The organism is Meiothermus sp., assembly GCF_026004115.1.
GTDB lineage: Bacteria > Deinococcota > Deinococci > Deinococcales > Thermaceae > Meiothermus.
The window spans coordinates 17,804-40,168 of record NZ_BPIM01000001.1; the positions used below are offsets into that span (position 1 = coordinate 17,804).

The following is a 22,365-nucleotide window of genomic DNA, read 5'->3' on the forward strand; positions in this document are numbered from 1 at the left end:
AAACCGACCCTGGTTTACCGAGCTTCGCTCACCTGGCGTTGGGCTAGCACAATTTCCTTGGTAGGAATCCGGCTGTGGATGAACCAGAAGCCCACCAGCCCCACCCCCAATACCAGCACCTTGACCCAAACAACTGGGATAAAAAAGATGGCGCTGGTTAGGGCAAAAAAACTCAGCATGCACAGCGCGAAAATCTTAGCCCTGCGGGACATACCCAGCCCGTTGCGGTAATCCCGCACGATGGGCCCCACTTTGGGCAGGCCGAGGATCCAGTTAAGAAACCGCTGGCTGCTCCGTGAAAAAAAGTAAGCCGCCAGGATAAAAAACACCGTGGAGGGCATCCCCGGTACCACTGTGCCGACAAAGCCCAGTCCTGCAAAGAAAAAGCCCAACGATAACCAAAGCGGACGAAGCGGATTGATGGACGGCTTCATAACTTCTCAACAGTATGCCAAAAAACCTCTAGGGATAAATGTACCCGAACCCCTGGCCCAGGATCGGTGCGTGAACCCTCGCAAACCCCAGCCAGGAGCGGTTCCCACGAATATCCCACACCACATCCTTTGGAAGCTAGGGCGTGTGGGGTAATTTACGCTGCATCGCGTGTAGCGTAAATGTGGGAAACGCAAAGGAGCACTTCAAGCGCATTGTATTGCAAAAAATGCTCGAAGGTAGGTGACCTGGCCGGGTGTTATGCCCCCTCCTAGCCTCCCCCGCTGGGGGGAAGGCGCGGTTTTACTTTGTGCACCGGCCCTGACCTCTGGCCTGAAACCATACCCACGCTTGGCGGCTTCTACATATCCCCTCAAAAATTCATCAGCCGATGGTGGTCGGCTGATGGTTGACAGGCTTATTTCAAAGCGCCCTACAGCAATCCGGCCTCGCGCAGAAGTTTGAGTGCGGTATCGAGGGGCAGCTTCTCAAAGTCTACTTTGGGGCTTTTGGCAACTGCTTGATTGATGGGGAGCAAGTTAGAAGTAAGTACAATGCCCCTGGCAACCGGGTATTCGATGATTTCGCTGGCGAAGAACTGCTGGCCCTTGGGAGAAAGCAGCCACAGCAAGAAACGATTGGCCGCCGAAAGGTTCTTGTGGGTTTTGAGAATACCGGCACCCGTCACCAAGGCCAGCCCACCCACGTCTCCATCGGCAAAGTAGTAAGTTCCTATGGGTTGCCCTGACCGCATAAAGCGCTGAATGTAGTAGTGGTTGGTTGAGCCCAGGTCAATTTCGCCCGAGCGAATGGCCTCCATCATGGCGGGGTTGGAGGCGTAGGCTTTGGGCTCGAGGGCTTTCATGTCGCTCAACCACTGGCGGGTACGCGCCTCGCCAAACTGCGCTACCATGGCGGCAATCATGTCCTGAAAGCTGCTGTAGGTGGGTGTCCAGCCAATGCGGCCTTTGTACTGCGTCAGCTTGGGCAAGTCCATGATGCTCTTGGGCAGGTCTTCGGGCTTGACTCGGCTGGGGTTATAGGCCAGAACCCGCAGACGGATAGTCAGGGGCACCCACTGGCGGCTCGCGGGGACAAAGTTGGTGGGAATCCGGGTGATCGATTCTCCCAAACGAATGAAGAGCCCTCGCTCGGAGGCTACCCCCAGCGCCCCAGCAGTATTGGCCCAGAAAATATCGGCTGGGCTGCGGGTTCCCTCTTCCTGGAGGGCTGCCAGAATCTCCGCATCACGCCCATAACGCACATTGACTTTGATGCCGGTCTCGGCCTCGAACTGTTTTACGAGCGGTTCTACCAGCCCTTGCCCGCGGCCCGTATAGACGGTAAGGCTTTGTTGCTGGGCCTGACCCAAACCCAACAGGGCTAGAAGTGCAATCAACAGGGCGGGGTATCTGTTCACTTTCTTCCTCCTGATTTCTTCTGAAAGCCGTTTTCGGCTCGAGGGGGAGTCTATTCGGGTCAGGGCTCAATGTCAAGTATTCCAGTCGGATTTATATACTTTTGATAATGGGAATCATTCGCGCAGGCGCAGGCGCGGTAGACTTGAACCGTGAGCAGGTTTTGGACACCGCAGGTTATCCGGGCCATTGGACAAATTCTGGCCGTCTCCTATCCCTTGCTGGCGCTTTCGGCGGGGGTGCGCTCGGTCTATCAGCTTTTCTTCAAACCGGGCGTTACCGACTACTTCCCCCCTACCCTCTCGGCAGTAGCGGCAGCAATTTATCTGGTAGCGACGGTGGCTTTCGTGATACGCAAACCCTGGGCCTGGTGGGTCTCGGTGGGGGCCCTCTCGTTCGAGATGACCGGGGTGTTGGTGGTAGGCACCCTAAGTCTGGTGATGCCGGAGGTCATTGGGCGCACGGTCTGGCACGACTTTGGCATTGATTATGGCTTTCTGCCCCTGATACAGCCCCTGCTGGGCCTGGTCTGGTTGTTCTGGCCCGAAAACCGCAAGCTGTTCTTCGCCCCAAGACCCACGGCAAGCCAGCCCTCTCGCTAGCAGGCAGATTCACTTTCACCATCCCAGTCGAGTACCCAGTAGCGTGGCCCCCACCACCAGGAGCCCCAGGGCCATCTGCGTCCAGCCCACCACCTTAGCCGGCACGGGAGGCTTCTGGAAGGAAAATATCGACAAGGGCAGCAATAGCGCCAGGGCCGCCACGCCCAGCCAGGGCACCAGCCCCACCCAGGCCCCAATCGAAAGGCCCAGCAAGGCCAGCAACTCGGCCCGGTACACGGCATGTACATTTGCCATTTCGCCCCGTGCGCGGCGTACCTGGGCATGCGCATAGCAGATGGAGGCTGCTGAACGGGCAAAAGCATCTGCCTTCCAGGGGCGTTATTGCCCTCCGCTACGCGGATAACTTCAGTCGGGTTAGTTCGTCACCAAAGGGTGAAGAACTAACCGAATCTGGTATAAAAAACAACTGGACCAGGGCCTACATCTGGAAAGCCATCTCCCTTGAAATCTCTACTCCATCCCGTTCCATGCGGCTACGGTACTGTTCAAAAAGGCTTCGGGCCTCGGCTTCCTGGCCGCTTTACCTAAGGGTTTCCAACAGGCGCAGGAGCCACTGCACGGCTGCCACAGCCTGGCCGGGGGGCTGGGGTAAGCGGGTAAAGTGAAACTGTTGCACCCCAACCACCTGGGAGCCCGCCCAGAGGGGCAGGCAGTAACGGGGCCGCCTCTCCTGAATATGAGGGCAGGGCTCCAGGCCCGTCCGCACCCCCTGAACCCGGCCCTGCCAGACCCTGCACAGGGCCATGTGGGGACAGGCCGGCGTGGGCCTTCCGTGAACCAGGCTCTGCCCGTCCTTGAGCACCAGCCGTACGCCCGCGGCGCCGCTGAGCGCCACTGCCTGACTTAGAAGTGCCTCGAGCCCCTCGGCCTCGGCCCGCTGGCGCAGGGCCTGGGCAATGGCCCGCAGGCCATTCTCACCCAAGCGGGTCAGCACGGTGTACAGCGAAGCCGCCAGCACCGGCCCCAGCAGGTTGAGCGACTGCAACAGGGCCTGGTCATCCACGTCGGGGTCGCGGCTGGCCAGGTTCAGCACCCCAATCAGGCCCTGGGGGAGCTCGAGGGGAACCCAGCGGCGGCCCCCGAGCACCCCCATCCCCACCGACCCCGCCCTCGCAACCAGGGGCAAGGCATTTTTTTTGGGCCAGGCCCATTTCCAGAACGACGGTGCGCCCTGCATGGCCTGCCACACGGCAGGTAACTTCGGCCCCATGGGCGGGGGCAGCCTGGGGCGCGACCTCACCGACCTGCACACCCGCCTGGGCGCCGCGGGAATTCAGGGCGTACTGACCAGTATTGCCTTCCCGGTTATGCGCGAGAGCTACAAGGGCCATCCACTTACGCCAGAGGAAATTGCGGCCCTCACCGCCTTTTTTGCTCAAACTGCGGGCAACCCAACCTGCCCGACATCACCCCCTGGGGCTGCCAGCGCGGGGTGAGCTATTCGTGGTATCTCTATAGCCCCATCCGGGTCAAGTACCCCTACGTGCGCGGGGCCCTGGTAGACCTGTGGCGCGAAGCCCGGGAAAAGCACCCCGACCCGGTGGAGGCCTGGAAAAGCCTGGTGAGTGACCCCGAGAAGCGCAGGCGCTGGCAGCGGACACGGGGTAAGGGCGGTTTTCGGCGCTTTAGCTGGGACGAAGCGCTGGAAATCATTGCGGCTTCGCTGGTACACACCATAAAGCAGCACGGCCCCGATCGCATTATCGGCTTCAGTCCCATTCCCGCCATGTCGCAAATTTCGTATGCGGCGGGCTCGAGGTTCCTCTCGCTCCTGGGCGGGGTGCCGATGAGCTTTTACGACTGGTACTGCGACCTGCCCAACGCTTCTCCCGAAATCTGGGGTGAGCAGACCGACGTGCACGAGGCCGCCGACTGGTACAACGCCCGCTTTATTGCGGTGGTGGGCTCCAACCTCAACATGACCCGCACCCCCGACGTGCACTACGTGGCCGAGGGGCGCTACGCCGGGGGCAAGTTTACGGTCTTTGCCCCAGACTTCAACCAGGTGGCCAAGTACGCCGACTGGTGGCTGCCGATTAACCCCGGCCAGGATGGGGCCTTCTGGATGGCGGTGAACCACGTCATCCTGAAGGAGTTCTACCTTCTGAAGCAGGTTCCCTATTTTGTGAACTACCTCAAGCGCTACACCGACAGCCCCCTGCTGGTCGAAGTGAAGGAGGGCAGGCCAGGGCGCTACCTGCGTGCGGGCCAGCTTTCGGAGTATGCCGACCAGGAGAACGGCGAATGGAAGCTATTGGTCTGGGACCAAACGGCAAACCGCCCCGGGTAGGCCCACATACTCTCAAATCCCGACAAAGATACTTGATTTATGAGCGCCTGCTTGCTAGCGTTGAGGGCGCGGGTGCAGGTTGACGAGGGAATCCGCAGGGCACCCCCCAAGCATGTTCAGCAGTGACCGCAAAGCCAGCCGGTTAATAGAGCCCTTTTTCGAGTGCTGTAGCGCTTCCGGCAAATGCTACATAATTGGCGGGGCCGCCCTATTCCAATGGGGTTTCCAGCCCGAAACCTGGTTTTTATGGTTGCCAGTCTAAGCCGTCCCATTCCCAAACCCCTGCTGGCTGTGGCCTTGTTGGTAGGGCTGGCCGTGCTCTTACCGCTGTTGTACCTGGTACTGCGGGCCACCCAGGCCGAGCCCGCACAACTGGTCGAGATTGTTTTGCGGCAGCGCAACCTGCAACTGCTGGGCAACACCCTGGCCTTGCTGGTCGGGGTCATTGCCCTCACCACGGCGCTGGCCCTGCCGCTGGCCTGGATTACCAGCCGTACCAACCTGCGGGGCAAGCGCCTCTGGACGGTTCTGTTGGTGCTGCCGCTGGCAGTGCCCGGCTATGTGGGGGTCTTTGGTTTTTTTGGTGCAACCGGAGCAAACGGCTGGCTAGAAGACCTGCTGGGCTTTCCCTGGCCCCGGCCCGCCGGCTACCTGGGAGCCCTGGGGGTCTTGAGCCTTTTTACCTATCCTTACCTGTTTTTGAACCTGCGGGCGGCCCTCCTGGGGTTGGATGCGGGCCTCGAGGAGTCGGCGCGCAGTCTGGGCTACCGAAACTTTGAGGTTTTCTGGCGGGTGGTACTGCCGCAGCTGCGACCTGCTTTGTATGCGGGCTGGCTGCTGATTGGCCTGCACGTGCTGGGCGACTTTGGCGTGGTCAGCCTGGTACGCTTCGAGACCTTTAGTTACGCCATTTACCTGCAATACTCGGCTTCTTTCGACCGGGTGTATGCGGCCTGGCTTTCCCTGATGCTTATTCTGCTCACAGGCAGTCTGCTCTGGCTCGAGGCTCGATTATTGAAAAACCTCTCCTTAAGCCGGGTGGGGCTGGGCAGCGCAAGGCGTCCGAACCCGGTAAAGCTGGGGCGCTGGTGGCTTCCTGCGCTGGCCCTGATGGCGGTGCCCATCGTGGGGGCCCTGCTTGTACCGCTTACCTCCATTGTGTACTGGACACTGCAGCACCCCAGCACCTACGCAAACGGCCTGGCGGGTATTCTGGAAGCCCTGCGCAACTCGGTGCAGGCCGCAGCCCCGGCAGCCCTGGTAGCGGCCTTGCTGGCGCTGCCGCTGGCCTACCTGGGGGTGCGCTATCCCAGTCGGCTCTCGAGGCTGCTCGAGCGCACCGCCTACATCGGCTACGCCACCCCTCCGCTGGCTTTCGCCCTGGCCCTGATTTTTTTCAGTCTACGGGGGGTACCCTTCTTCTATCAAACCTTGGCCCTGCTCATTCTGGCCTATGCCCTGCATTTTCTGGCCGAAGCCATCGGCCCCATCCGCAGCGCACTCTACCAGGCCCCACCCCGCCTCGAGGAGGCCGCCCGCAGCCTCGGCTATAAACCCCTGCAAGCCTTCTTCAAGGCCACCTTCCCCCTGCTGCGGCGCGGCGTACTGGCCAGCATGGCCCTGGTGTTTTTGTCGGCGGTAAAGGAACTTCCCCTCACCTTCCTGCTCGCTCCGGTGGGTTATTCTACGCTCTCGACCCGCATCTGGGGTTACACCTCCGAAGCCATGTTTGCCGAGGCTGCCCCGTATGCCCTGCTGATCGTGCTATTCTCGGCCGGTTTGGTAGGCCTCTTGCTCTTCCAGGAACGACGATGAAAACCCAACCCACCGCCCCTCCCACCGCGCGTATCGAGCCCGAAACCCCCATCCTTCGGGTAGAGGGCCTGAGCAAACGCTTTCATCCCGACTTTCCTCCGGTTGTACAGAACGTGAGTTTTACAGTCGAGCAGGGCGAAGTATTTGCCCTGCTGGGGCCTTCGGGCTGTGGTAAAACCACCACCTTGCGCCTGGTGGCAGGCTTCGAGCAAGCCGACCAGGGTCAAATCTGGCTGGACGGGCAAGATATTACCCTCAAGCCCCCAGAGGAGCGCGGCATTGGCTTTGTCTTTCAGGACTACGCCCTGTTTCCCCACCTGAGCGTATTTCAGAACGTGGCCTTCGGCCTGCGCTACTTGCGGGGCAAAGAACGGGAAGCCCGCGTGATGGAAGTGCTGGGCCTGGTGGGCCTGACCGTGTTCAAAGACCGCAAGCCCGGCGAGCTTTCGGGTGGGCAGCAGCAGCGGGTAGCTTTAGCCCGGGCCATTGCCCCCGGCCCCAAGTTGATTCTGCTGGACGAACCCTTTAGCAGCCTGGACGCCGCCTTGCGTCAATCCACCCGCGATGAGGTGCGTGCTCTTTTGAAGCAGGCCGGCATTGGGGCCATCCTGGTTACCCACGACCAGGAAGAAGCCCTCTCCTTTGCCGACCGGCTGGCGGTGATGCGGAGCGGGCAGCTCGAGCAAACCGGCACCCCCGAAGAGGTCTACCACCACCCCCGCACCCCCTTTGTGGCCCAGTTTTTGGGGCGCACCAACCTGATACCCGGCGAGGCCCGTGGCCAGGAGGCCGAAACCCCCCTGGGGCGCATTGTGCTTGTGGAGGAAGCCCAGGGTGCCGTACTGCTCTCCCTGCGTCCCGAAGGGCTGAGCCTGGCTGCTCCCTTGGGTCACCTGGGCATAGACGGCAAGCAGATCGAAGGTACGGTGCTGGCCCGCGAGTTCAAGGGCCACGACGTAACCTACCGTATCCAGCTCGGCAGCCGTGAGCTTATCGTGCAGGAAAGCCCGGAAAGCCCCTTCTACCCTGGCGATAAGGTACGGGTGCTGGTGCGGGCCAGAGCGGTGGTGTTGGGCCGGGGAAGGTGAATGTTTACTGTCTATTGTTCACTGTATAAGGTCTATAGCCCAAAAGACCGGCCTCGCTTGCCATTAGGAGAAGTTTGGTGCAAGCGTACAGGCATCTCGCAGGCGATGGTTTGCCGCCAGGCAGCCTGCGGTTAAAATGACACTCGCTTTGGCAGAACAGGCGATATCGGAAAACACAGGTCGCAGGCGCATCTTGCTCACCCTCGAGTACGACGGCACCGGGTTTGCCGGCCTGCAAACCCAGGCCCAGGGCCAGCGCACGGTGCAACAGGAGCTCGAGGCTGCCCTCAGCAAAATTCCTGGAGCAAGGCCCAAAATTTGGCCCTGTGGCCGCACCGACGCCGGCGTGCACGCGCTGGCCATGCCGGTGCACTACAACACCACCGACCGCATTCCTGTGGAGAAAATCCCCTACGCCTTGAACAGCCTATTGCCCCCGGACATCCGGGCCCTGCGGGCCGAGGAAGTGCTGCCGGACTTCCATGCCCGCAAGAGCTGCCACTGGCGCGAGTACCGCTACCGCATCCTGCAACGCAGAATGCCCCCAGCCCTGGAGCGGCATCGGGTCTGGTGGATTCCGCAGTCGCTCAACCTGATTCCACTGCGCCATGCCCTGGAATCGTTGGTGGGCACCCACGACTTTCGCGCCTTTGCGGTCAAGGAGGAGCGCTCTACGGTGCGAACCATCTACCGGGCCCACCTCGAGGTCTGGCCCACCGAGGGCGGGCGGGAAATCTGGCTCGAGTTTGTGGGCTCGGGCTTTCTGCGCGGACAGGTACGCAGCATGGTGGGCACGCTGGTCGAGGTGGGGCTCGGTAAGCGGGACTCCAGTTCCATTGCCGCTTTGCTGCAAGGCGGCACCCGCAAGGATGCCGGCGCCACGGCGCCTCCGCATGGCCTGTATTTTGTGCGCGCGGGCTACCAGCCCTACCGCCACTGAAGCTGGAGATAGACCCGTAGCGCCTCCACCGGGGCTCTGGACAGGTCTAGCGCCAAACGAAGCTGCTCATTCCAGCTGTAGGCCATCCCTAAAAGCAGCTTGCGCGGCTCTTGCAGCCAGGCCTGGAACCGCTCCTGAGGCAAAAAGGGGCTATTCTCGCCCAGGTAATCCCACTCGGGATTCCACCACAAGGAAATCTCAAATCGGCTTCGATCCAGGATCAGGGCCCAGGCTTCCGTATCGGCGTCACAGGGGCACTGCAGCACCCAACCCAGAGCCTGCCCCAAAGGGAGCGGCAGGGAAGCCCGGCTCCAAAAACCCCGATCCAACTGCCAGAAGACCTCTACCTCCTGGCCTTGCAACCCCACCCGGGGGTGGAGGCTCAGGGAGGGCTTAAGTTCCCCCAAACCGTTCGGTGTCTGCACGATTTCCACAAAAGTACCCAGTTGGAAGATTCCCGCGCCAGCCCCCACAAAACCCTGCCCTCCTGCCAACCCTGCCTTGGGCAAATAAGCCACTTCAAGGCCCAGCCAGGACACCTCAGATGGCCGGTAGCGGGCGAACACCCCCCACCGCCCATCCCGCCCCACCAGGGTATCGTCCCAGGGGCCGCTGTAATTGCGGCGCTTGCCCAGGCTCAAGCCAAACTCTCCCAGGTCGGCCTGGGCATAGACCTGCAGAAAGCCAAACTGCATCGCCCCCTCGTACCAGAGTCCCAGGTCTGCCAGGTACCCCACACCTTCCCAAAGCGTCTGAACCTGTAGACGAGCACCCAAAGCCAGTGCGGGCTCGAGGGGTGCGGGCTGGTTGAAGGCTCCATTCCGGCTGAGGCCAAGCTGCGCCAATCCCGAAGGCTGCAAACACACCACCTTTTCTACTGGGGCCCCACAGTCCCATGCAACCTTGTAAGCAAATTCGCTTTGCGCAAAAGCAAGCGGTAATAAAGCCATAAAGCCACTCAACAACACCACACGCATTCCCCTACAATACAGCCCCCCAGCGCCAAACTCGGGCTGAAATCTGCACACCTCAGGGCTGGTGTGTGAACCCTCGCAAACCTCAGCCAGGTGCACTTCAAATACTTGGTGTTGCAAAAATGCTCGTAGGTAGGCGCCTGGCTGGGTGTTATGCCCCCACCCAGTGCACGGGTAACTTGTTTAGCGGCATGTTTTGAAGCATGTGGATTGCCCATATTTGCGATGAGCGGCTCAGTGGGAGGTACTGAAGTGCGTACCAAATTCCTGGTTTCCAGACCACTAGCCTCCCCCGTTCGGGCAGGAAGGAGTGGTTTTATACCGGATTCAAAAAGATAATCATCCAAACTAAAGATCCACCAGAGGCTATCTTTTTGAATCCTAGAGCACCCCCCTCCCGAACGGTCGGCGAAGAAAGTGTCTCCTTTCCAAGGGGCGGTATCGCCCTCCGCTACGCGGATAACTTCCAAGGGGCGGTATCGCCCTCCGCTACGCGGATAACTTCCAAGGGGCGGTATCGCCCTCCGCTACGCGGATAACTTCCAAGGGGCGGTATCGCCCTCCGCTACGCGGATAACTTCGGCCCGGTTAGTTCGCCGCCATACAGCGCCGTACTAGGTGCGCCCACAATAGATTTTTGTGGTGACGGTTTCGGCGAAAGAAGTGGCCGGTCTTCAAAGCGGCGCAGCTTATGGGCTCCCCTTTTCGGGTAGAGCAAATTCCTAACGTTGTTGTACTTAACCGAATCTGGTATTACTTTATGCACCAGCCCTGCTGCACACCTGTACGCAATCCGCCCCCTTCTGTGAGGTTCATGCAAATGCTCAACAAAAATTCTGGGGCGTCCCAATGAGCCCCAGGGTTCAGTTCTAATTAGCTTACAGCCTGCTGCGCGGGTCGAGCGCATCCCGCAGGCCATCCCCCAGATAGTTGAAGGCCAGCACTGTCAGGAAAATCATGAAACCCGGCGCCAGCGCCAACCAGGGCGCAGTAAAAATGTATTCCTGGGCCTTGGTGAGCATGTTGCCCCAGGTGGCTACCGGCGGCTGAATACCAAAGCCCAGAAAAGAGAGGGCCGCCTCGGTCAGAATGGCCCCCCCGATGGCCAGGGTAGCGTTCACAATCAGCGGGGCCAGGGTGTTGGGTACCAGGTGGCGGAACATGATGCGGGTCTCGCCGGCCCCCAGGGCCTGGGCGGCGGTGGTGAATTCTTGCTCCCGCAGGCTCAGCACCGCCCCCCGGATCAGCCGACCCGTCCCGATCCAGCCAAACAGCACGATAATGGTGATGATAATAAAGACCGAGGCCGACTCCCCAAACACACCCTGAGCCCACTGGCCCACCGCCCCCTGGGTATCGCGCAAGAGCGCCGAAAGCACCAGCAATAGCGGAAGTTCGGGGATGGTCAGCATGAAGTCCATGAAGCGCGAAATGGCGATGTCCAGATCGAGCTTACCCTGACCAAAAAGCCCCCAACCAGCAATAAACAGCACCACGCCCCAAACCAGCACCAGTCCCAGCAAAGAAAGGACATTGTTCAGGGATGCGGTACCCGCAAAAAGGGCCTGCACATTAGCGCCTGATAGTAGCCAGGCCAGATCAGCTACCAAAAACAACAACAAGTACAGCAAGAACCAGGAAATCACCCGCCAGATGGCAAAGGGCCAGGGGCTCCAGCCGCCTGCCAGCTTGGCCAGCGGGCCGGCGTAAAAGCGTAGCGGTCTACCCGAGAAATACCCTGCAATCACCCCCAGGGTAGTTCCCAACAAGGCAGCCGCAAAAGCCGCCACAAACCCCACCAGAAGGGAGATGCGTGCGCCGTAGATGATGCGCGAAAGCACATCGCGGCCTAGCTCGTCGGTGCCCAGCCAGTGCTCCCTCGAGGGCCCCTGGAAATAGTAGTCGGCCAGGTTATCGCCTGTCGGCTGGGCGGTAGGGCTGTAGGGCGCAATCCAGGGAGCAAAAATGGCCATCAGCACCAGCAGAATAACCACCCCCAGCGAGAACATCGCGGCCTTGTGCTTGCGAAATCGTCGCCAGGCCAGAGCCCAGGTAGATTGGGATTTTTGTTTAGAAGCAGTAGCAACAGCAGCCATAAAACTCCTAACTATAGCGGATGCGGGGATCCACCACCGCATACATCAAGTCGGCCAGCAGGTTAAAGGTTGCGGTGAGCAAGGCCAGGAAGGCCAGTGCGGCCATGGCCACGTTGTAGTCTTTTTCCACCAGCGAGTCGAAAATAGCTCGGCCCATGCCCGGATAGGAGAAGATGGTCTCGGTAATGACCGCGCCCCCAAATACCCCAGGAATGGCCAGGCCCACCAGGGTTACGATGGGAATGAGGGCATTGCGCAGGGCATGCTTGTAGAGTACCACGCGCTCGCCCAAGCCTTTGGCCCGCGCGGTACGCACGTAGTCCTGGTTCAAGACCTCGAGCAAGCTCGCCCGCATATAGCGTGTCCAGGCAGCCATCTGGATGGTAGAAAGGGCCAGTACAGGCAAAACCAGCTTAAAGGCCCAATCGCCGATGAACTGCAAGAAGGTAATCTCGCCGCTTTGCACCTGCGACCACTGGAAGTCGGAGATGCTTTGCACGGGAAACTTGGGAAACCATGGCAATTGTTCGGGCAGCCACACCGCAAACACAAACAACAGCAGGATGCCCAGAAAAAAGATGGGCATGGAGAACCCCACGAACGAGAAAAAGGTGATGACATAATCGGCCCGGCTGTACTGCCGCACTGCCGAAAATATGCCTACTGGTATAGCCACCAGCAAGGCCAGGGTCAAAGCTGCGCCCGAAAGCACCAGGGTGCGGGGCAAGCGCTGACCGAAAATAATCTGTCCCGCCGGAGAAGCGTAGGTGCGGGACTGACCAAAGTCGCCCTGCAGGGCCCGCCCAAGCCACTTGAAATAGCGGACATAAACGGGCTGATCGAGGCCATAGGCCCGGCGCAATTGTTCCAGTTGCTCGGCGGTGATGCGGGGGTTCTGCTGGCGCAGTTCGTCCAGCGGGTCTCCTGGTTGTAGGGCCAACAAAGTGAAAATGACTACGGAGGCTGCAAACAACAAAGGAATCATTTGCAGCAGTCGGCGCATCGTGTAAGCAAACACACTCCAATATTACCGCCCCATGACCTTTTTTGTATCTCCGGGCACCCATACACATATCCACCGAATGGTGGAGGGTTCGTTGAGCACTGCAAAACCCCCTCCGGGTTGGAGGGGGCTCCACCAACTAAAGCGTCGTTACTTGATGGGTTGGCCGTACTTGGCCTGGTCGTAGACCTTCTGGGCCCCTCTGGACTGCCAGCCAATCAGCCAGGGCTCAATGGTGGGGTAGGCGGAGTTAGCGAAGGTAGAAGAGGTGTAGTTGAGCAACCCTACCCGGTAAACCCGCGCATCGGACTGGAAGTACAAAGGGATCATGGCCACTTCGCTGGCCCAGATTTCCTGCATGCGAGCGAAGATTTGCTTGCGGCGGTTCACATCAAACTCGAGCACCGCCTGGTTGCGCAGGCGATCGAACTCTTCGTTGCACCAACCGCCAAAGTTCAGGCCCCGGAAGCCATTTTCGCGGGTAGGCACATACACCACCTTGCCCTCTTCGTCCCGACAGGCCGAGCGTACCCCATCGTCGGCCTGGCCCATACTGAAAGCGAAGTGCAAGAAGCCCGTCCAGGTGCCCTCCTGGGCCCGGGCCCGGTACTGTGCCCCCAGAACCACTGCGCTGGGCGCGTTGTTGATGCGCACCGCAATGCCTACCTGGCGGTAGTTCTCGGCCACAAACTGTTGGATACGCTCGCGCACCTGGTTGCCAGCGGTGGTGGCCCATTCGATTTCGAAGCGTACGGTTCGACCGTCTACAGTCCGTTGCAGGATGCCGTCCGGCCCAGGGCGCCAGCCCAGCTCGGCCAGCAGTTGACGGGCCCGCTCGGGGTTGTAGGGGTACTTGGTCACGTTCGGGTTGAACATGGGGTTCTGCGGCGCCACCCAGGTGTGCGAAACCGTATACAGCCCATCGAAGAAGGCTTTGGTAATGCCCTCGCGGTTCATGGCGTATATCAGGGCCTGGCGGGTCTTGACGTTGTCGAGTTGCAGATCTTTGACCCGCTGCACATTGGTGAACTGGTTGATCTCCAGGTGTTCGAAGAAGGGCGTGGGCACCGACCAGATCTCGAAGCGGCCTGGTGCGCGGCTGGTGAGCTGCTTGCTGCGCCCCTGGTCAAAGGAGATGGAGACACTCGAGGCCGCGTCAATCCCCCCGCCCAGAATGGCCACCAAAAGCGAGTTGGTGTTCTGAATGATGCGGTAAACCACACGCTGGACATACTTGTCCTCGCCACCGGGGGGCTTGATCCAGAAACGCGGGTTCCGCTGCATCTCGATGGTGCTGCCGGGTACCCAGCGGGTCAGGGTGAAGGGGCCCGAGTAGACCATCCGCCCACTACTCAGGTACTGTGGGTTGGAAAACTGAGTAAAGAAGTTGCGGAAAATCTCGGCCTGGCGCGCGGTATCGGTGGTCTGAGCCGCTGCCGCTTTGGCTTTGTCCCACTCTGCTCGCATGATGTGGTTGGGAGCGTAGTAGACCTGGTTGATGTCCAGGTCGTAGAAGTAGGCCGGCTCGAGGCTCACCGTGAAGTTGCGCGCGTCGCGCACCCGCAGGGTGGCCCGGTCGAAAAAGTCTATGTTAGTAGAGGGCACCCCTTTGGTCTTGCCCATCTCGAAGTAAAGCGCCACATCCTCGGTGCTGATGGGCCGTCCGTCCGACCAGACCGCATCGGGACGGATGGTGTAATCGAGCTCGAGGCGCCGCACCCCCGGACGCACGCTCACAAAGCGCAGGCGATTGTTCTGGGCAGTGGGCACTTCCGTCACCACCACCGGAATCACATCCAGGTCGCGGTTGGTCTGCACAATGGGGGCAAACAAAAAGTTTTCGATCTCGAACTTGATGGACTGGTTGGAGATGGCATTAACTACGTCCCCGGCCAGCACCCGGGGCTCCTGGGCTGCCCCAATGATCAGGCTGTTGTCTTGCGGGCCAGCCAGGGCCATTCCACCTAAAACCATCAGCGCAATGAGCTTCCGTTTCATCGCTCCTCCTCGTATAGCCACTGTTTGGCTGGGCCTGATTCTATTGTCCAACGGGCGATTTGTGTACTACTTGACAAGCAATCATTATACATGTATGCGAAAGACTATTCATTGTCCTGATCGGTTCTCTATAAAGGCAAAACCAGGGGATCCCCCTGGTTTTGCGGTTAACGAGTGGAGGGTTACTTGATGGCGATACCACCTGCCTGGGCCTGGTCGTGGCGCTTGGCCGCCCCACGGCTGGCCCAGCCAATCTCCCAGGCGTTCCAACCGGGGTAGCCGTTGCCACCGGAATAGGTCGAGGCTACATAGTTCACCAGACCGTTGCGCACCACCAGGAAGTTGGAGCGGAAGCGCAAGGGCAGAGCCGGGAGTTCATCGGCCCAAATCTCCTGGGCGCGGGCGAAGAGTTGCTTGCGGCGGGCCTCGTCGAACTCGAGCACCCCCTGGCTGGTCAGGCGGTCGAACTCGTCGTTGCGCCAGTTGCCGATGTTCTGGCCGGCGTAGTTATTTTCTTTGCTGGGCACCAACTGAGCCCCGGTATTGAGGTTTTTGAACTGGAAGAGGTTGCCGTCTTCGGCCAGGCTGCTCACCCAGGCAAACATGAAGAACACCCACTTGCCTTCCTCGGCCCGCTGGATGAAGTCGTCAGCAAAGACCACCGCGCTGGGGGCGTTGGCAGTCTTGACCGCAATGCCCACCTGGCGCCACTGCTCGATGAAGAGTTGCTGGGTGCGCTCGCGGATGGCGTTGCCAGCGGTGGTTACCCAGTCGAGCTCAAAGCGCACCGTGCGGCCATCCACCGTGCGTTGCAGGATGCCGTCGGGGCCGGGCCGCCAGCCCACCTGGGCCAGCAGTTCGCGGGCGCGGGCCGGGTTGTACTCGTACTTCTTCACGTTGGGGTTGAAAAGCGGGTTGGAGGGAGCCACCCAGGTATGGGACACCGGCTCGGCCCCATCGAAGAAGGCCTGCACCCAGGCATCGCGGTTGATGGCGTGCAAGAGGGCCTGGCGGGTGCGCTTGTCGTCCAGGGTCAGGTCGCGCACCTTTTGCACGTTGGTGAACTTGTTGATATCGATGTGCTCCCAGATGGCGCCCGGAATAGCCCAGATATCGAAGCGTCCAGCAGCGCGGCTGGTGAGCTGCTTGCTGCGGGCCTGGTCGGCGGAGATGCCCACAGTCGAGGTAGCGTCGATGCCACCGCCCAGAATGGCTACCAGGAGCGAGTTGGTGTTCTGGATGATGCGGTAGATCACGCGCTGGACATAGTTATTGGCCCCACCTTGCGGAGTGATGGCATTGAAGTTGGGGTTGCGAACCAGCTCAATGGAGCTATTGGAAACCCAGCGCTGCACCCGGAAGGGGCCGCTGTAGACCATGCGTCCGGCGTTGATGGCCTGGTTGGAGCTAAACTGCTGGAAGAAGTTGCGGTACAGCTCGTTGAGGCGCTGGGCGTCGCGGTCGGGGTTGAGGGGCGCGGCAGCCGCTTTGACCTTCTCCCACTCGGGGCCCATCTTGTGCACCGGTGCATAGCCTATGGGCGAGCCGTAGGTGTCGTAGTAGTAGGCCGGCTCAAAGATAACGGTCATGTTCTGCTTATCGCGGACGCGCAGGTTGACCCGTTCCCAGTAGTCGGGGTTGTTGAGGGCCATCCCCTTGGCTTTACCCACTTCGAAGTAGAAGGCGAAGTCGTCGGTGTCCAGAGGGTCGCCATCCGACCAGCGCAGGTTGGGCTTCAGGGTAATGTCGATCTCGAGGCGACGCTTACCACCGCCAATATCGGTCACCCGCAGGCGGCGGTTGGCCAGGGTAGGCACCTCGGTAGCCAGCACAGCTTCGTTTTCGGCCCGCAGGTTTTGCACAATTAGGGGTGCGAAAAGGTAGTTCTCGATCTCCACCTTGATGGACTGGTTGGAGATCACGTTCAAGAAATCGCCCCCCAGCACCCGCGGTTCTTGGGATGCCCCCACAACCAGGCTGTTGTCCGCCGGGCCGGCCAGGGCTGCACCGGCCACCAAAGTTAGACCCAGTGCAACAATCTTGCTGTAACGATTCATCTAGCCTCCTTTTGGGATTCTGTACCTCTACAGAATCGTTTAACTATGGCATTTTGCCGTACCTATTATAGCCATCCAGCCATGCCCGTCAAATCCGACAAGGATGAGGGTTTGTGTTGCAGGCTTGAGGTTTTTTTATATCCAGGACGCAAATTCGGCCATATATACGAAATCCATCCACCAAACGGTGGATGGATAGGCTCGCCACAACAGCTATTTGTAATCCGAGCTACACCACAAGCATTTTGCGCGTATACAGCCGCGGGGAGATGCAATCTAATGGCTGCTGCAACAGCCACCGCTTCCCTCACCATCGGGGGCTTTGGCGCCGTCGGTGCGGAAGGAATGGCCACAACCACAAGAAGATGTGGCCTGCGGGTTATTCACGCTAAATCCTCCGCCCATCAGATTTTCTACCCAGTCCACCTCGGAGCCCGCCAGCAGGGGCAGGGACATGCGATCTACTACCAGCCGCACCCCGTACATCTCTACAGAAGTATCGCCCTCGAGCTCCCGCTCATCCACAGCCATGCCGTACTGGTAGCCGCTGCAACCGCCCGATTTGATAAACACCCGGATGGCCGCATGGGGTTTGTTGTACCGATTGAGAATCTCCTTGGCCCGCTCGGCAGCCAGGGGTGTAATGGAAAGCACGGTTTGCTCCTGAACCACGAAAGACCTCCTTTTACAAGGTTAGCACGGCAGCCAGGCGAAAACGTAAGCAGGTGCACTCCAGGGTAGCCCAACGTTCAGGGTCGAAGGTACAGAGCCCCTCGAGTTCCTTAGCGAGTTACCAGTTCACCGTAGTATGTACCCATGGACATTGCCAAAGCCCAGCAAGCCTTGCAAGAAGCCCGTATCCCCGGTTGGCTGCTCTACAGCTTTCAAGGGAGCAATGTGCTGGCCCTGGAAGCCCTGGGGTTGCGGGGCCGGATGCTCAGCCGTCGCTTTGCGTATCTGATCCCCGCTCAGGGGGAACCCGTTTTGATCGTACATGCCATCGAGAAGACCAGTTTTCCCGACCTGCCCGGACAGTGGGTGGTGTTCTCGAGCTGGGAGCAATTCTCCCGGGCGCTACAAACCCACGTTGCCCCGTTGGGGCGTATCGCCATGGAATATCACCCTGGCGGCGGCATCCCCTACCTTTCGCGCATCGATGCCGGAACCCTGGAGCTGCTGCGGGGAATGGGCCTCGAGGTGGTCTCTTCGGCAGAAATCCTCTTGCAGTTCCAGACCTGGACGCCCGCCGACCTGGCCTCCCACAAACGAGCCGCCGCAGGCATCGCCGCAGCCCTGGAACACGCCCTGGGCTTTGTGCGGGCCCGGCTCGACCAGCCCCCTAGCGAACTCGAGGTACAGGCCGAAATTAGCAAGGTGTTCGAGGCAAAAGGTCTGGTCTTCGACCACCCCCCCATGGTGGCCTACGGCCCCAACGCCGCCAACCCGCACCACACGGTGGGGGAAAGCCGATTGGAGCGGGGACAGGTCCTATTGATCGACCTGTGGTGCAAGGAACCGGAGGGCCCCTATGCCGATGTGACCTGGATGGCCGGCTGGGAGGTATCGGATGAGGTACACAAAGCCTGGAGCGTGGTGCGCGAAGCGCGAGATTCGGCGCTCGAGTTTTGCCGCCAAGCCCAGACCCAAAAGCGTCAGCCCAAAGGCTTCGAACTCGACCGCGCCGCCCGAGAGGTCATCGAGCAGGCTGGTCTGGGGGCCCACATTCTGCACCGCACCGGCCACCATCTGGGCTTCAGCGCCACCCACGGCAACGGCACCCACCTCGATGACCTCGAGACCCACGATACCCGCCCCCTAATTCCCGGCCTGGGCTTCACCATCGAGCCGGGAGTCTATCCGGGTCCTTTTGGCATCCGCAGCGAAATTAACGTTTACCTGCATGCCTCCGGCCCCGAGGTAACCACTGCCATACAGACCGAAATGGAGCGGCTGTAAAGGGTACAGGGCTCGGGGTTTGGGTAGGTTGTTGGTCACAGTCCATCGCTTCTCGCGTTGTATGCTTTCAGGCGGTTATGGAACGACCTCTAATGGTTTTTAGCGGGCAGTCCAACCTGCCCTTGGCCCAGGAAGTGGCTGACAACCTGGGGGTTCCCCTGGGCAAAAGCACCACCGAGCGCTTCGCCAACGACTGTCTTTTTGTGCGCTATGAGCAGAGCCTGCGCGAGGGCGATATTTTCATCATTCAGTCGCTCACCCCACCGGTGCAAGACCACCTGGTGGAACTTCTAATGATGATTGACGCGGCCAAGAGCAGCAGTGCAGCGCGGGTTACGGCAGTCATTCCCTACTACGCCTACGCCCGCAGCGACAAAAAAGATGCACCCCGCATCTCTATTGCCGCCCGGCTGGTGGCCGACCTGATTCAGGCGGCGGGGGCCGACCGGGTACTAACCATGACCCTCCACTCAGCCCAGGTACACGGCTTTTTCAAGGTTCCGGTAGATCACCTGTCGGCGGAGCCGGTGATTGCCAACTACTTTGCCACCCAGGTGGACAGGCTGGAAAACGCCGTGGTGGTTGCGCCCGATGCTGGCGACATCAAGCGGGCCAGCTCGTTGGCCCGCAGACTGGCCCTGCCCATTGCCTTCATTGACAAGCAGCGCCTCTCCGACACCGAGGTAACCTCGAGGGGGCTGGTGGGCGATGTGCGCGGCAAGACCGCCCTGGTGGTAGACGACGAGGTCTCGACCGCAGGCACCCTGGTACAGGCCGCCGAATCGCTCACACAGAATGGAGCCCAGGCGGTGTACGCGGCCTTTACCCACGGGGTGTATGTGGGCCCCGCCATTGATCGAATTGAAAAAGGCCCCATTGTGGAGGTGGCCGCCACCAATACCTGTACCTACAACGCCCGACCCAGCCCCAAAATTAAGCAACTGAGCGTGGGGCCGCTCTTTGCCGAGGCCATCTGGCGGATTCACCGAGGGGAGTCGGTCTCGAGCCTATTCACCTAAACTTCAAGTGGTACAGGCTCGCATCTTCGATCTCGAGCCTATTCACCTGACGCTCTGTGGTACAGGCTCGCATCTTCGATCTCGAGCCTGCTTAATCCGCGGCACAAAGTCGGCTATGCCCCCTTCTCGGCCCTTCGGGGCTGGATGGCCTCGGCCACAAAAGCCCACATGACACCGAACAGCAGCCCCAGAACCCCGGCCACTACGGTGAACAGCAAAGGCCTGGGGAAGCTGGGGCGAAGCGGTTCGGCGGGGGGCACCAGCACCTGTACCAGCAGGGCCTGGCTAACCAACTGACCGATAGCCTCGGGCTGCTTCAGGAAGTCCGATAGGGTGGTAATGCGGGCCTCGAGCTGCGCAATCTGCGAGCGCAGCCGCGACTCGTCGAGGCTCAGGCTGGTGTAGGCCGGGTTGACCGTGCGGGCCGTTTGGGGGTCGGTACCGCGGGCCTCGAGGCCTGCAGCAATGGTGGCGTTGGAGGCAGCCCGATCGGGGGCAACTTTGAGCTGAGCCTGGATGCCCTTGAGCCCATCCTGAGCAGCCCGTAGATCCAGCCGGGCTTGGGTCAGGGCCGCCCGCAGGTTGGCCTGGGCCCCTTCCAATAGGTTGCGCTCGAGGTAGGAACGGGCTACCTGCAAAATCCGTTCGGCCCGTTCCCCGGCCTCGGCAGCCGTGCCACCCTGGGCGGTCAGGAATAGCAACCCCCGCTTTTCATCAAAACGGGCCTTGTAGTAGCGGGTCGGATCATCTACCCCCAACTGGTTGGCCAGCAGCCTGGTCTGTTGCAAATCCACAAACCCCTGGGCCAGCCCCGTCAGCGAGGGCAGGTTGTTGAGCAAGCCCTGGCTGGACTGGTTGGAGAGCGAGAGGCTCACCACCACCTGGCTGGTGTAGGTTTTGGGCCAGAGGAGGCTTGCCGCAAAAACCAGGACGGCCGTGCCCAAGGTAAGGCCGAGAATCAGGTTCCGGCGGCGCTTCAGCACTAAGTACAGGTCACGTAGTGAAAGTTCGTCGCTCTGAGCGTAGGACTCCATATTCACCTGCGCATTGTATCAGGGGCCGGTCGGAGCGCCCAGGCCACGGCGATCCAGAGAGGGTAATAGACCCCCGCGTAAAACCAGGTGTAATCAAACAGATTCATAATCAAAGCCACACTAATAACAGCCAGTACTTCCCATTGACGTAATCTCCACACCTCCCAAACTACGGCACCCCAAAGCACGAGGAACCCAAACAAGCCTAGTAGTCCCATCTCAGCCAGGAGTTGCAAGAACAAGTTGTGAGCATGGCTTGCAGCTGGCTCGAGGGCATTTATGGGACGATGTTCAGTGTAGTAGGCCTGAAACTCCCCTATGCCAATTCCTGTCAGCGCGTGGTTGAGAAATGCCTTCCAGGCAATCGCCCAAATTTCCAAGCGAGATTGGTTGTTTACATAGCCTAGATCGGTCACTGTGGCCAGGCGTTCCAAACGAGAGGGTAGTCCAAAGTACAATACTAAGGCCACACACACACCACCTAATATCAGAGAAATATACCTCCATCTGGGGGTTAGGTGAGAAAACCAAAGCGGTGTTGCCCCTAATAACCCCAACCATGCTGCACGACTATTTGACAACGCTACCATCCCCAAACCAAACACAATTGACAGCAAGCCCAATGATCTACCGCCCAAAAGGCCAGCAAGAACCGCACCCATCACTGCACCCGCACCATAGAGATTAGGGTTCTCGGTGAGTCCGTTGATGCGCTCTCCCATCGTCGAGTATGCTTGAGCCAAACCCAAACCCAGATTGATCAAAAGCCCTACTACGATTCCCAAAGCCGGTAAAACACCGCCAGAGCGCTCTAATATGAAGCGGCTTCCAACTAGGACAAGCGCCCCAAGCAATACCGTCCCCAACAACCATCCCGCACGTTGCCAATCGCTTCGTTCAGTCTCACTGACGGTGTATGGTGAGGGCGTTGAACCAACCTCGAGCTGAGCATAGCCAATATCAATATAGGTCCAATTGCCGCGCAGATTAGATATATCGATTGCCCTCAGCGCCTGATCTCCACGTTGGGTTTTGTAGCTAGCATATGCCCGCTTGAGGCCATTGGGAAAAGTCTCTATTTCCGCAGGAACCCCAAACTGGCCTCTTTTGGTAGTGAATATGAAATCAAAAGCAATTTCATCGCCATCGTGGCGAAAGTAAAAGCTCTGAGTATATGTCTCACCGTCTCTCAATAAGTAGGCCTGATCAGAAAGAATCTCTGTAAAATGCCTGCCCGTTACGGGATGCACTCGTGTAACTCGGTAGAATCCGTCAGACTGACTAATCGCTCGCGGCCCTCGCCCATCCTGATGATTCCAGCCGTGAAGATCATGGAGGCCGTACAGTGGAATTAGGTTGGTGGTTTGACGTTGTTCGTCTGCGTTTGCGTTTGATGGGAGTGAAGGGATTTCTAGTCTAATATCACTCGGACTCGGGCTCAGTAATTGGGATCCGGCTCCGAGCAGCACAAAGAGGGTGAAGGGCAAGACAAACCACAGCCGCTCTTTTCGAAAGATCAGAGCCAGAGCGCCCAAAAGTGCTATAACCACAGCAAACCATGCAGGTTGCACAGGCAGAAGAATGAAAGGAAGAGCCCACCAGTAACGCATAATTCAGAAACT

General features: G+C 59.7%; 19 protein-coding genes and 1 pseudogene. 8 read left to right on the forward strand and 12 right to left on the reverse strand.

Annotated elements, in window-relative coordinates; translation table 11 throughout:
- Positions 1-14: 14 nt before the first annotated feature.
- Positions 15-434: a YbaN family protein gene (locus Q0X23_RS00095; RefSeq protein WP_297858397.1), complete on the reverse strand. Its 420-nt coding sequence runs from the start codon at positions 432-434 to the stop codon at positions 15-17.
- A 431-nt stretch (positions 435-865) separates the two neighbouring features.
- On the reverse strand, positions 866-1,852 hold the full coding sequence (locus Q0X23_RS00100) for an iron ABC transporter substrate-binding protein (protein ID WP_297858398.1): 987 nt from the start codon (positions 1,850-1,852) through the stop codon (positions 866-868).
- Between the two features lie 150 nt (positions 1,853-2,002).
- Between Q0X23_RS00100 and Q0X23_RS00105 the strand changes: the two genes are divergently transcribed.
- Positions 2,003-2,452, forward strand: coding sequence for a hypothetical protein (locus Q0X23_RS00105; RefSeq protein WP_297858399.1), 450 nt, complete (start codon positions 2,003-2,005; stop codon positions 2,450-2,452).
- Between the two features lie 15 nt (positions 2,453-2,467).
- On the opposite strand, the gene Q0X23_RS00110 is transcribed toward Q0X23_RS00105, so the two are convergent.
- Both Q0X23_RS00110 and Q0X23_RS00115 read right to left on the reverse strand, forming a co-directional pair.
- Positions 2,468-2,707 carry a hypothetical protein gene (locus Q0X23_RS00110; protein ID WP_297858400.1) on the reverse strand — a complete coding sequence of 80 codons (240 nt, stop codon included), beginning with the start codon at positions 2,705-2,707 and terminating at the stop codon, positions 2,468-2,470.
- Between the two features lie 286 nt (positions 2,708-2,993).
- Positions 2,994-3,683, reverse strand: a complete 690-nt coding sequence (locus Q0X23_RS00115) for a hypothetical protein (protein WP_297858401.1) — start codon at positions 3,681-3,683, stop codon at positions 2,994-2,996.
- On the opposite strand from Q0X23_RS00115, the gene Q0X23_RS00120 reads away from it, so the two are divergent.
- From Q0X23_RS00120 to truA, 5 genes and pseudogenes are all read left to right on the forward strand, one after another.
- Complete coding sequence (locus tag Q0X23_RS00120) at positions 3,682-3,909, forward strand: hypothetical protein (RefSeq protein ID WP_297858402.1); 228 nt, start codon at positions 3,682-3,684, stop codon at positions 3,907-3,909. The two genes, Q0X23_RS00115 and Q0X23_RS00120, sit on opposite strands and share 2 nt — an antisense overlap.
- Positions 3,870-4,742 (forward strand): annotated as a pseudogene (locus Q0X23_RS00125) (molybdopterin-dependent oxidoreductase); the annotation flags it as partial. The gene Q0X23_RS00120 and the pseudogene Q0X23_RS00125, both read left to right, overlap by 40 nt.
- A gap of 267 nt (positions 4,743-5,009) precedes the next feature.
- A complete protein-coding gene (locus tag Q0X23_RS00130; protein WP_297858403.1) occupies positions 5,010-6,578 on the forward strand; it encodes an iron ABC transporter permease in 1,569 nt (522 codons plus the stop codon).
- Positions 6,575-7,666 carry an ABC transporter ATP-binding protein gene (locus tag Q0X23_RS00135; protein WP_297858404.1) on the forward strand — a complete coding sequence of 364 codons (1,092 nt, stop codon included), beginning with the start codon at positions 6,575-6,577 and terminating at the stop codon, positions 7,664-7,666. The genes Q0X23_RS00130 and Q0X23_RS00135 overlap by 4 nt, the downstream gene beginning before the upstream one ends.
- A 136-nt stretch (positions 7,667-7,802) precedes the next feature.
- Positions 7,803-8,606: a tRNA pseudouridine(38-40) synthase TruA gene (gene truA / locus Q0X23_RS00140; RefSeq protein ID WP_297858405.1), complete on the forward strand. Its 804-nt coding sequence runs from the start codon at positions 7,803-7,805 to the stop codon at positions 8,604-8,606.
- Here truA and Q0X23_RS00145 read toward each other — a convergent pair.
- The 6 genes from Q0X23_RS00145 to Q0X23_RS00170 form a co-directional block, all read right to left on the reverse strand.
- A complete protein-coding gene (locus Q0X23_RS00145) occupies positions 8,594-9,472 on the reverse strand; it encodes a hypothetical protein (RefSeq protein ID WP_297861131.1) in 879 nt (292 codons plus the stop codon). The two genes, truA and Q0X23_RS00145, sit on opposite strands and share 13 nt — an antisense overlap.
- A 986-nt stretch (positions 9,473-10,458) precedes the next feature.
- Positions 10,459-11,676 carry an ABC transporter permease gene (locus tag Q0X23_RS00150; protein WP_297858406.1) on the reverse strand — a complete coding sequence of 406 codons (1,218 nt, stop codon included), beginning with the start codon at positions 11,674-11,676 and terminating at the stop codon, positions 10,459-10,461.
- A 7-nt stretch (positions 11,677-11,683) separates the two neighbouring features.
- Positions 11,684-12,694 (reverse strand): ABC transporter permease, encoded by a 1,011-nt coding sequence (locus tag Q0X23_RS00155; RefSeq protein ID WP_297858407.1) that lies wholly within the window; start codon positions 12,692-12,694, stop codon positions 11,684-11,686.
- 135 nt (positions 12,695-12,829) lie between these two features.
- Positions 12,830-14,677, reverse strand: a complete 1,848-nt coding sequence (locus Q0X23_RS00160; RefSeq protein ID WP_297858408.1) for a peptide ABC transporter substrate-binding protein — start codon at positions 14,675-14,677, stop codon at positions 12,830-12,832.
- Between the two features lie 182 nt (positions 14,678-14,859).
- The gene (locus Q0X23_RS00165; RefSeq protein ID WP_297858409.1) at positions 14,860-16,734 is read right to left on the reverse strand and encodes a peptide ABC transporter substrate-binding protein; all 1,875 of its coding nucleotides are present in this window, start codon (positions 16,732-16,734) and stop codon (positions 14,860-14,862) included.
- Between the two features lie 276 nt (positions 16,735-17,010).
- Positions 17,011-17,406: an iron-sulfur cluster assembly accessory protein gene (locus tag Q0X23_RS00170; RefSeq protein ID WP_119342095.1), complete on the reverse strand. Its 396-nt coding sequence runs from the start codon at positions 17,404-17,406 to the stop codon at positions 17,011-17,013.
- 144 nt (positions 17,407-17,550) lie between these two features.
- Between Q0X23_RS00170 and Q0X23_RS00175 the strand changes: the two genes are divergently transcribed.
- Entirely contained in the window at positions 17,551-18,690 is a 1,140-nt protein-coding gene (locus tag Q0X23_RS00175; RefSeq protein WP_297858410.1) for a Xaa-Pro peptidase family protein, read from the forward strand.
- A 77-nt stretch (positions 18,691-18,767) separates the two neighbouring features.
- Positions 18,768-19,709: a ribose-phosphate pyrophosphokinase gene (locus Q0X23_RS00180; RefSeq protein ID WP_297858411.1), complete on the forward strand. Its 942-nt coding sequence runs from the start codon at positions 18,768-18,770 to the stop codon at positions 19,707-19,709.
- A 113-nt stretch (positions 19,710-19,822) separates the two neighbouring features.
- On the opposite strand, the gene Q0X23_RS00185 is transcribed toward Q0X23_RS00180, so the two are convergent.
- Together Q0X23_RS00185 and Q0X23_RS00190 are read right to left on the reverse strand one after the other, a co-directional pair.
- Entirely contained in the window at positions 19,823-20,743 is a 921-nt protein-coding gene (locus tag Q0X23_RS00185; protein WP_297861132.1) for a Wzz/FepE/Etk N-terminal domain-containing protein, read from the reverse strand.
- Positions 20,744-20,745: 2 nt separating this feature from the next.
- Positions 20,746-22,353, reverse strand: coding sequence for an O-antigen ligase (locus Q0X23_RS00190; protein ID WP_297858412.1), 1,608 nt, complete (start codon positions 22,351-22,353; stop codon positions 20,746-20,748).
- Positions 22,354-22,365 lie beyond the last annotated feature (12 nt).

Excerpts from the sequence above, each read along its gene's own strand:
- Q0X23_RS00095 (WP_297858397.1), bottom strand. The coding sequence starts at position 434 with ATGAAGCCGTCCATCAATCCGCTTCGTCCGCTTTGGTTATCGTTGGGC.
- Q0X23_RS00110 (WP_297858400.1), bottom strand. The coding sequence starts at position 2,707 with ATGGCAAATGTACATGCCGTGTACCGGGCCGAGTTGCTGGCCTTGCTG.
- Q0X23_RS00120 (WP_297858402.1), top strand. The coding sequence starts at position 3,682 with ATGGGCGGGGGCAGCCTGGGGCGCGACCTCACCGACCTGCACACCCGC.
- Q0X23_RS00115 (WP_297858401.1), bottom strand. The coding sequence starts at position 3,683 with ATGGGGCCGAAGTTACCTGCCGTGTGGCAGGCCATGCAGGGCGCACCG.
- Q0X23_RS00130 (WP_297858403.1), top strand. The coding sequence starts at position 5,010 with ATGGTTGCCAGTCTAAGCCGTCCCATTCCCAAACCCCTGCTGGCTGTG.
- Q0X23_RS00135 (WP_297858404.1), top strand. The coding sequence starts at position 6,575 with ATGAAAACCCAACCCACCGCCCCTCCCACCGCGCGTATCGAGCCCGAA.
- truA (WP_297858405.1), top strand. The coding sequence starts at position 7,803 with ATGACACTCGCTTTGGCAGAACAGGCGATATCGGAAAACACAGGTCGC.
- Q0X23_RS00150 (WP_297858406.1), bottom strand. The coding sequence starts at position 11,676 with ATGGCTGCTGTTGCTACTGCTTCTAAACAAAAATCCCAATCTACCTGG.
- Q0X23_RS00160 (WP_297858408.1), bottom strand. The coding sequence starts at position 14,677 with ATGAAACGGAAGCTCATTGCGCTGATGGTTTTAGGTGGAATGGCCCTG.
- Q0X23_RS00165 (WP_297858409.1), bottom strand. The coding sequence starts at position 16,734 with ATGAATCGTTACAGCAAGATTGTTGCACTGGGTCTAACTTTGGTGGCC.
- Q0X23_RS00175 (WP_297858410.1), top strand. The coding sequence starts at position 17,551 with ATGGACATTGCCAAAGCCCAGCAAGCCTTGCAAGAAGCCCGTATCCCC.
- Q0X23_RS00180 (WP_297858411.1), top strand. The coding sequence starts at position 18,768 with ATGGAACGACCTCTAATGGTTTTTAGCGGGCAGTCCAACCTGCCCTTG.
- Q0X23_RS00185 (WP_297861132.1), bottom strand. The coding sequence starts at position 20,743 with ATGGAGTCCTACGCTCAGAGCGACGAACTTTCACTACGTGACCTGTAC.
- Q0X23_RS00190 (WP_297858412.1), bottom strand. The coding sequence starts at position 22,353 with ATGCGTTACTGGTGGGCTCTTCCTTTCATTCTTCTGCCTGTGCAACCT.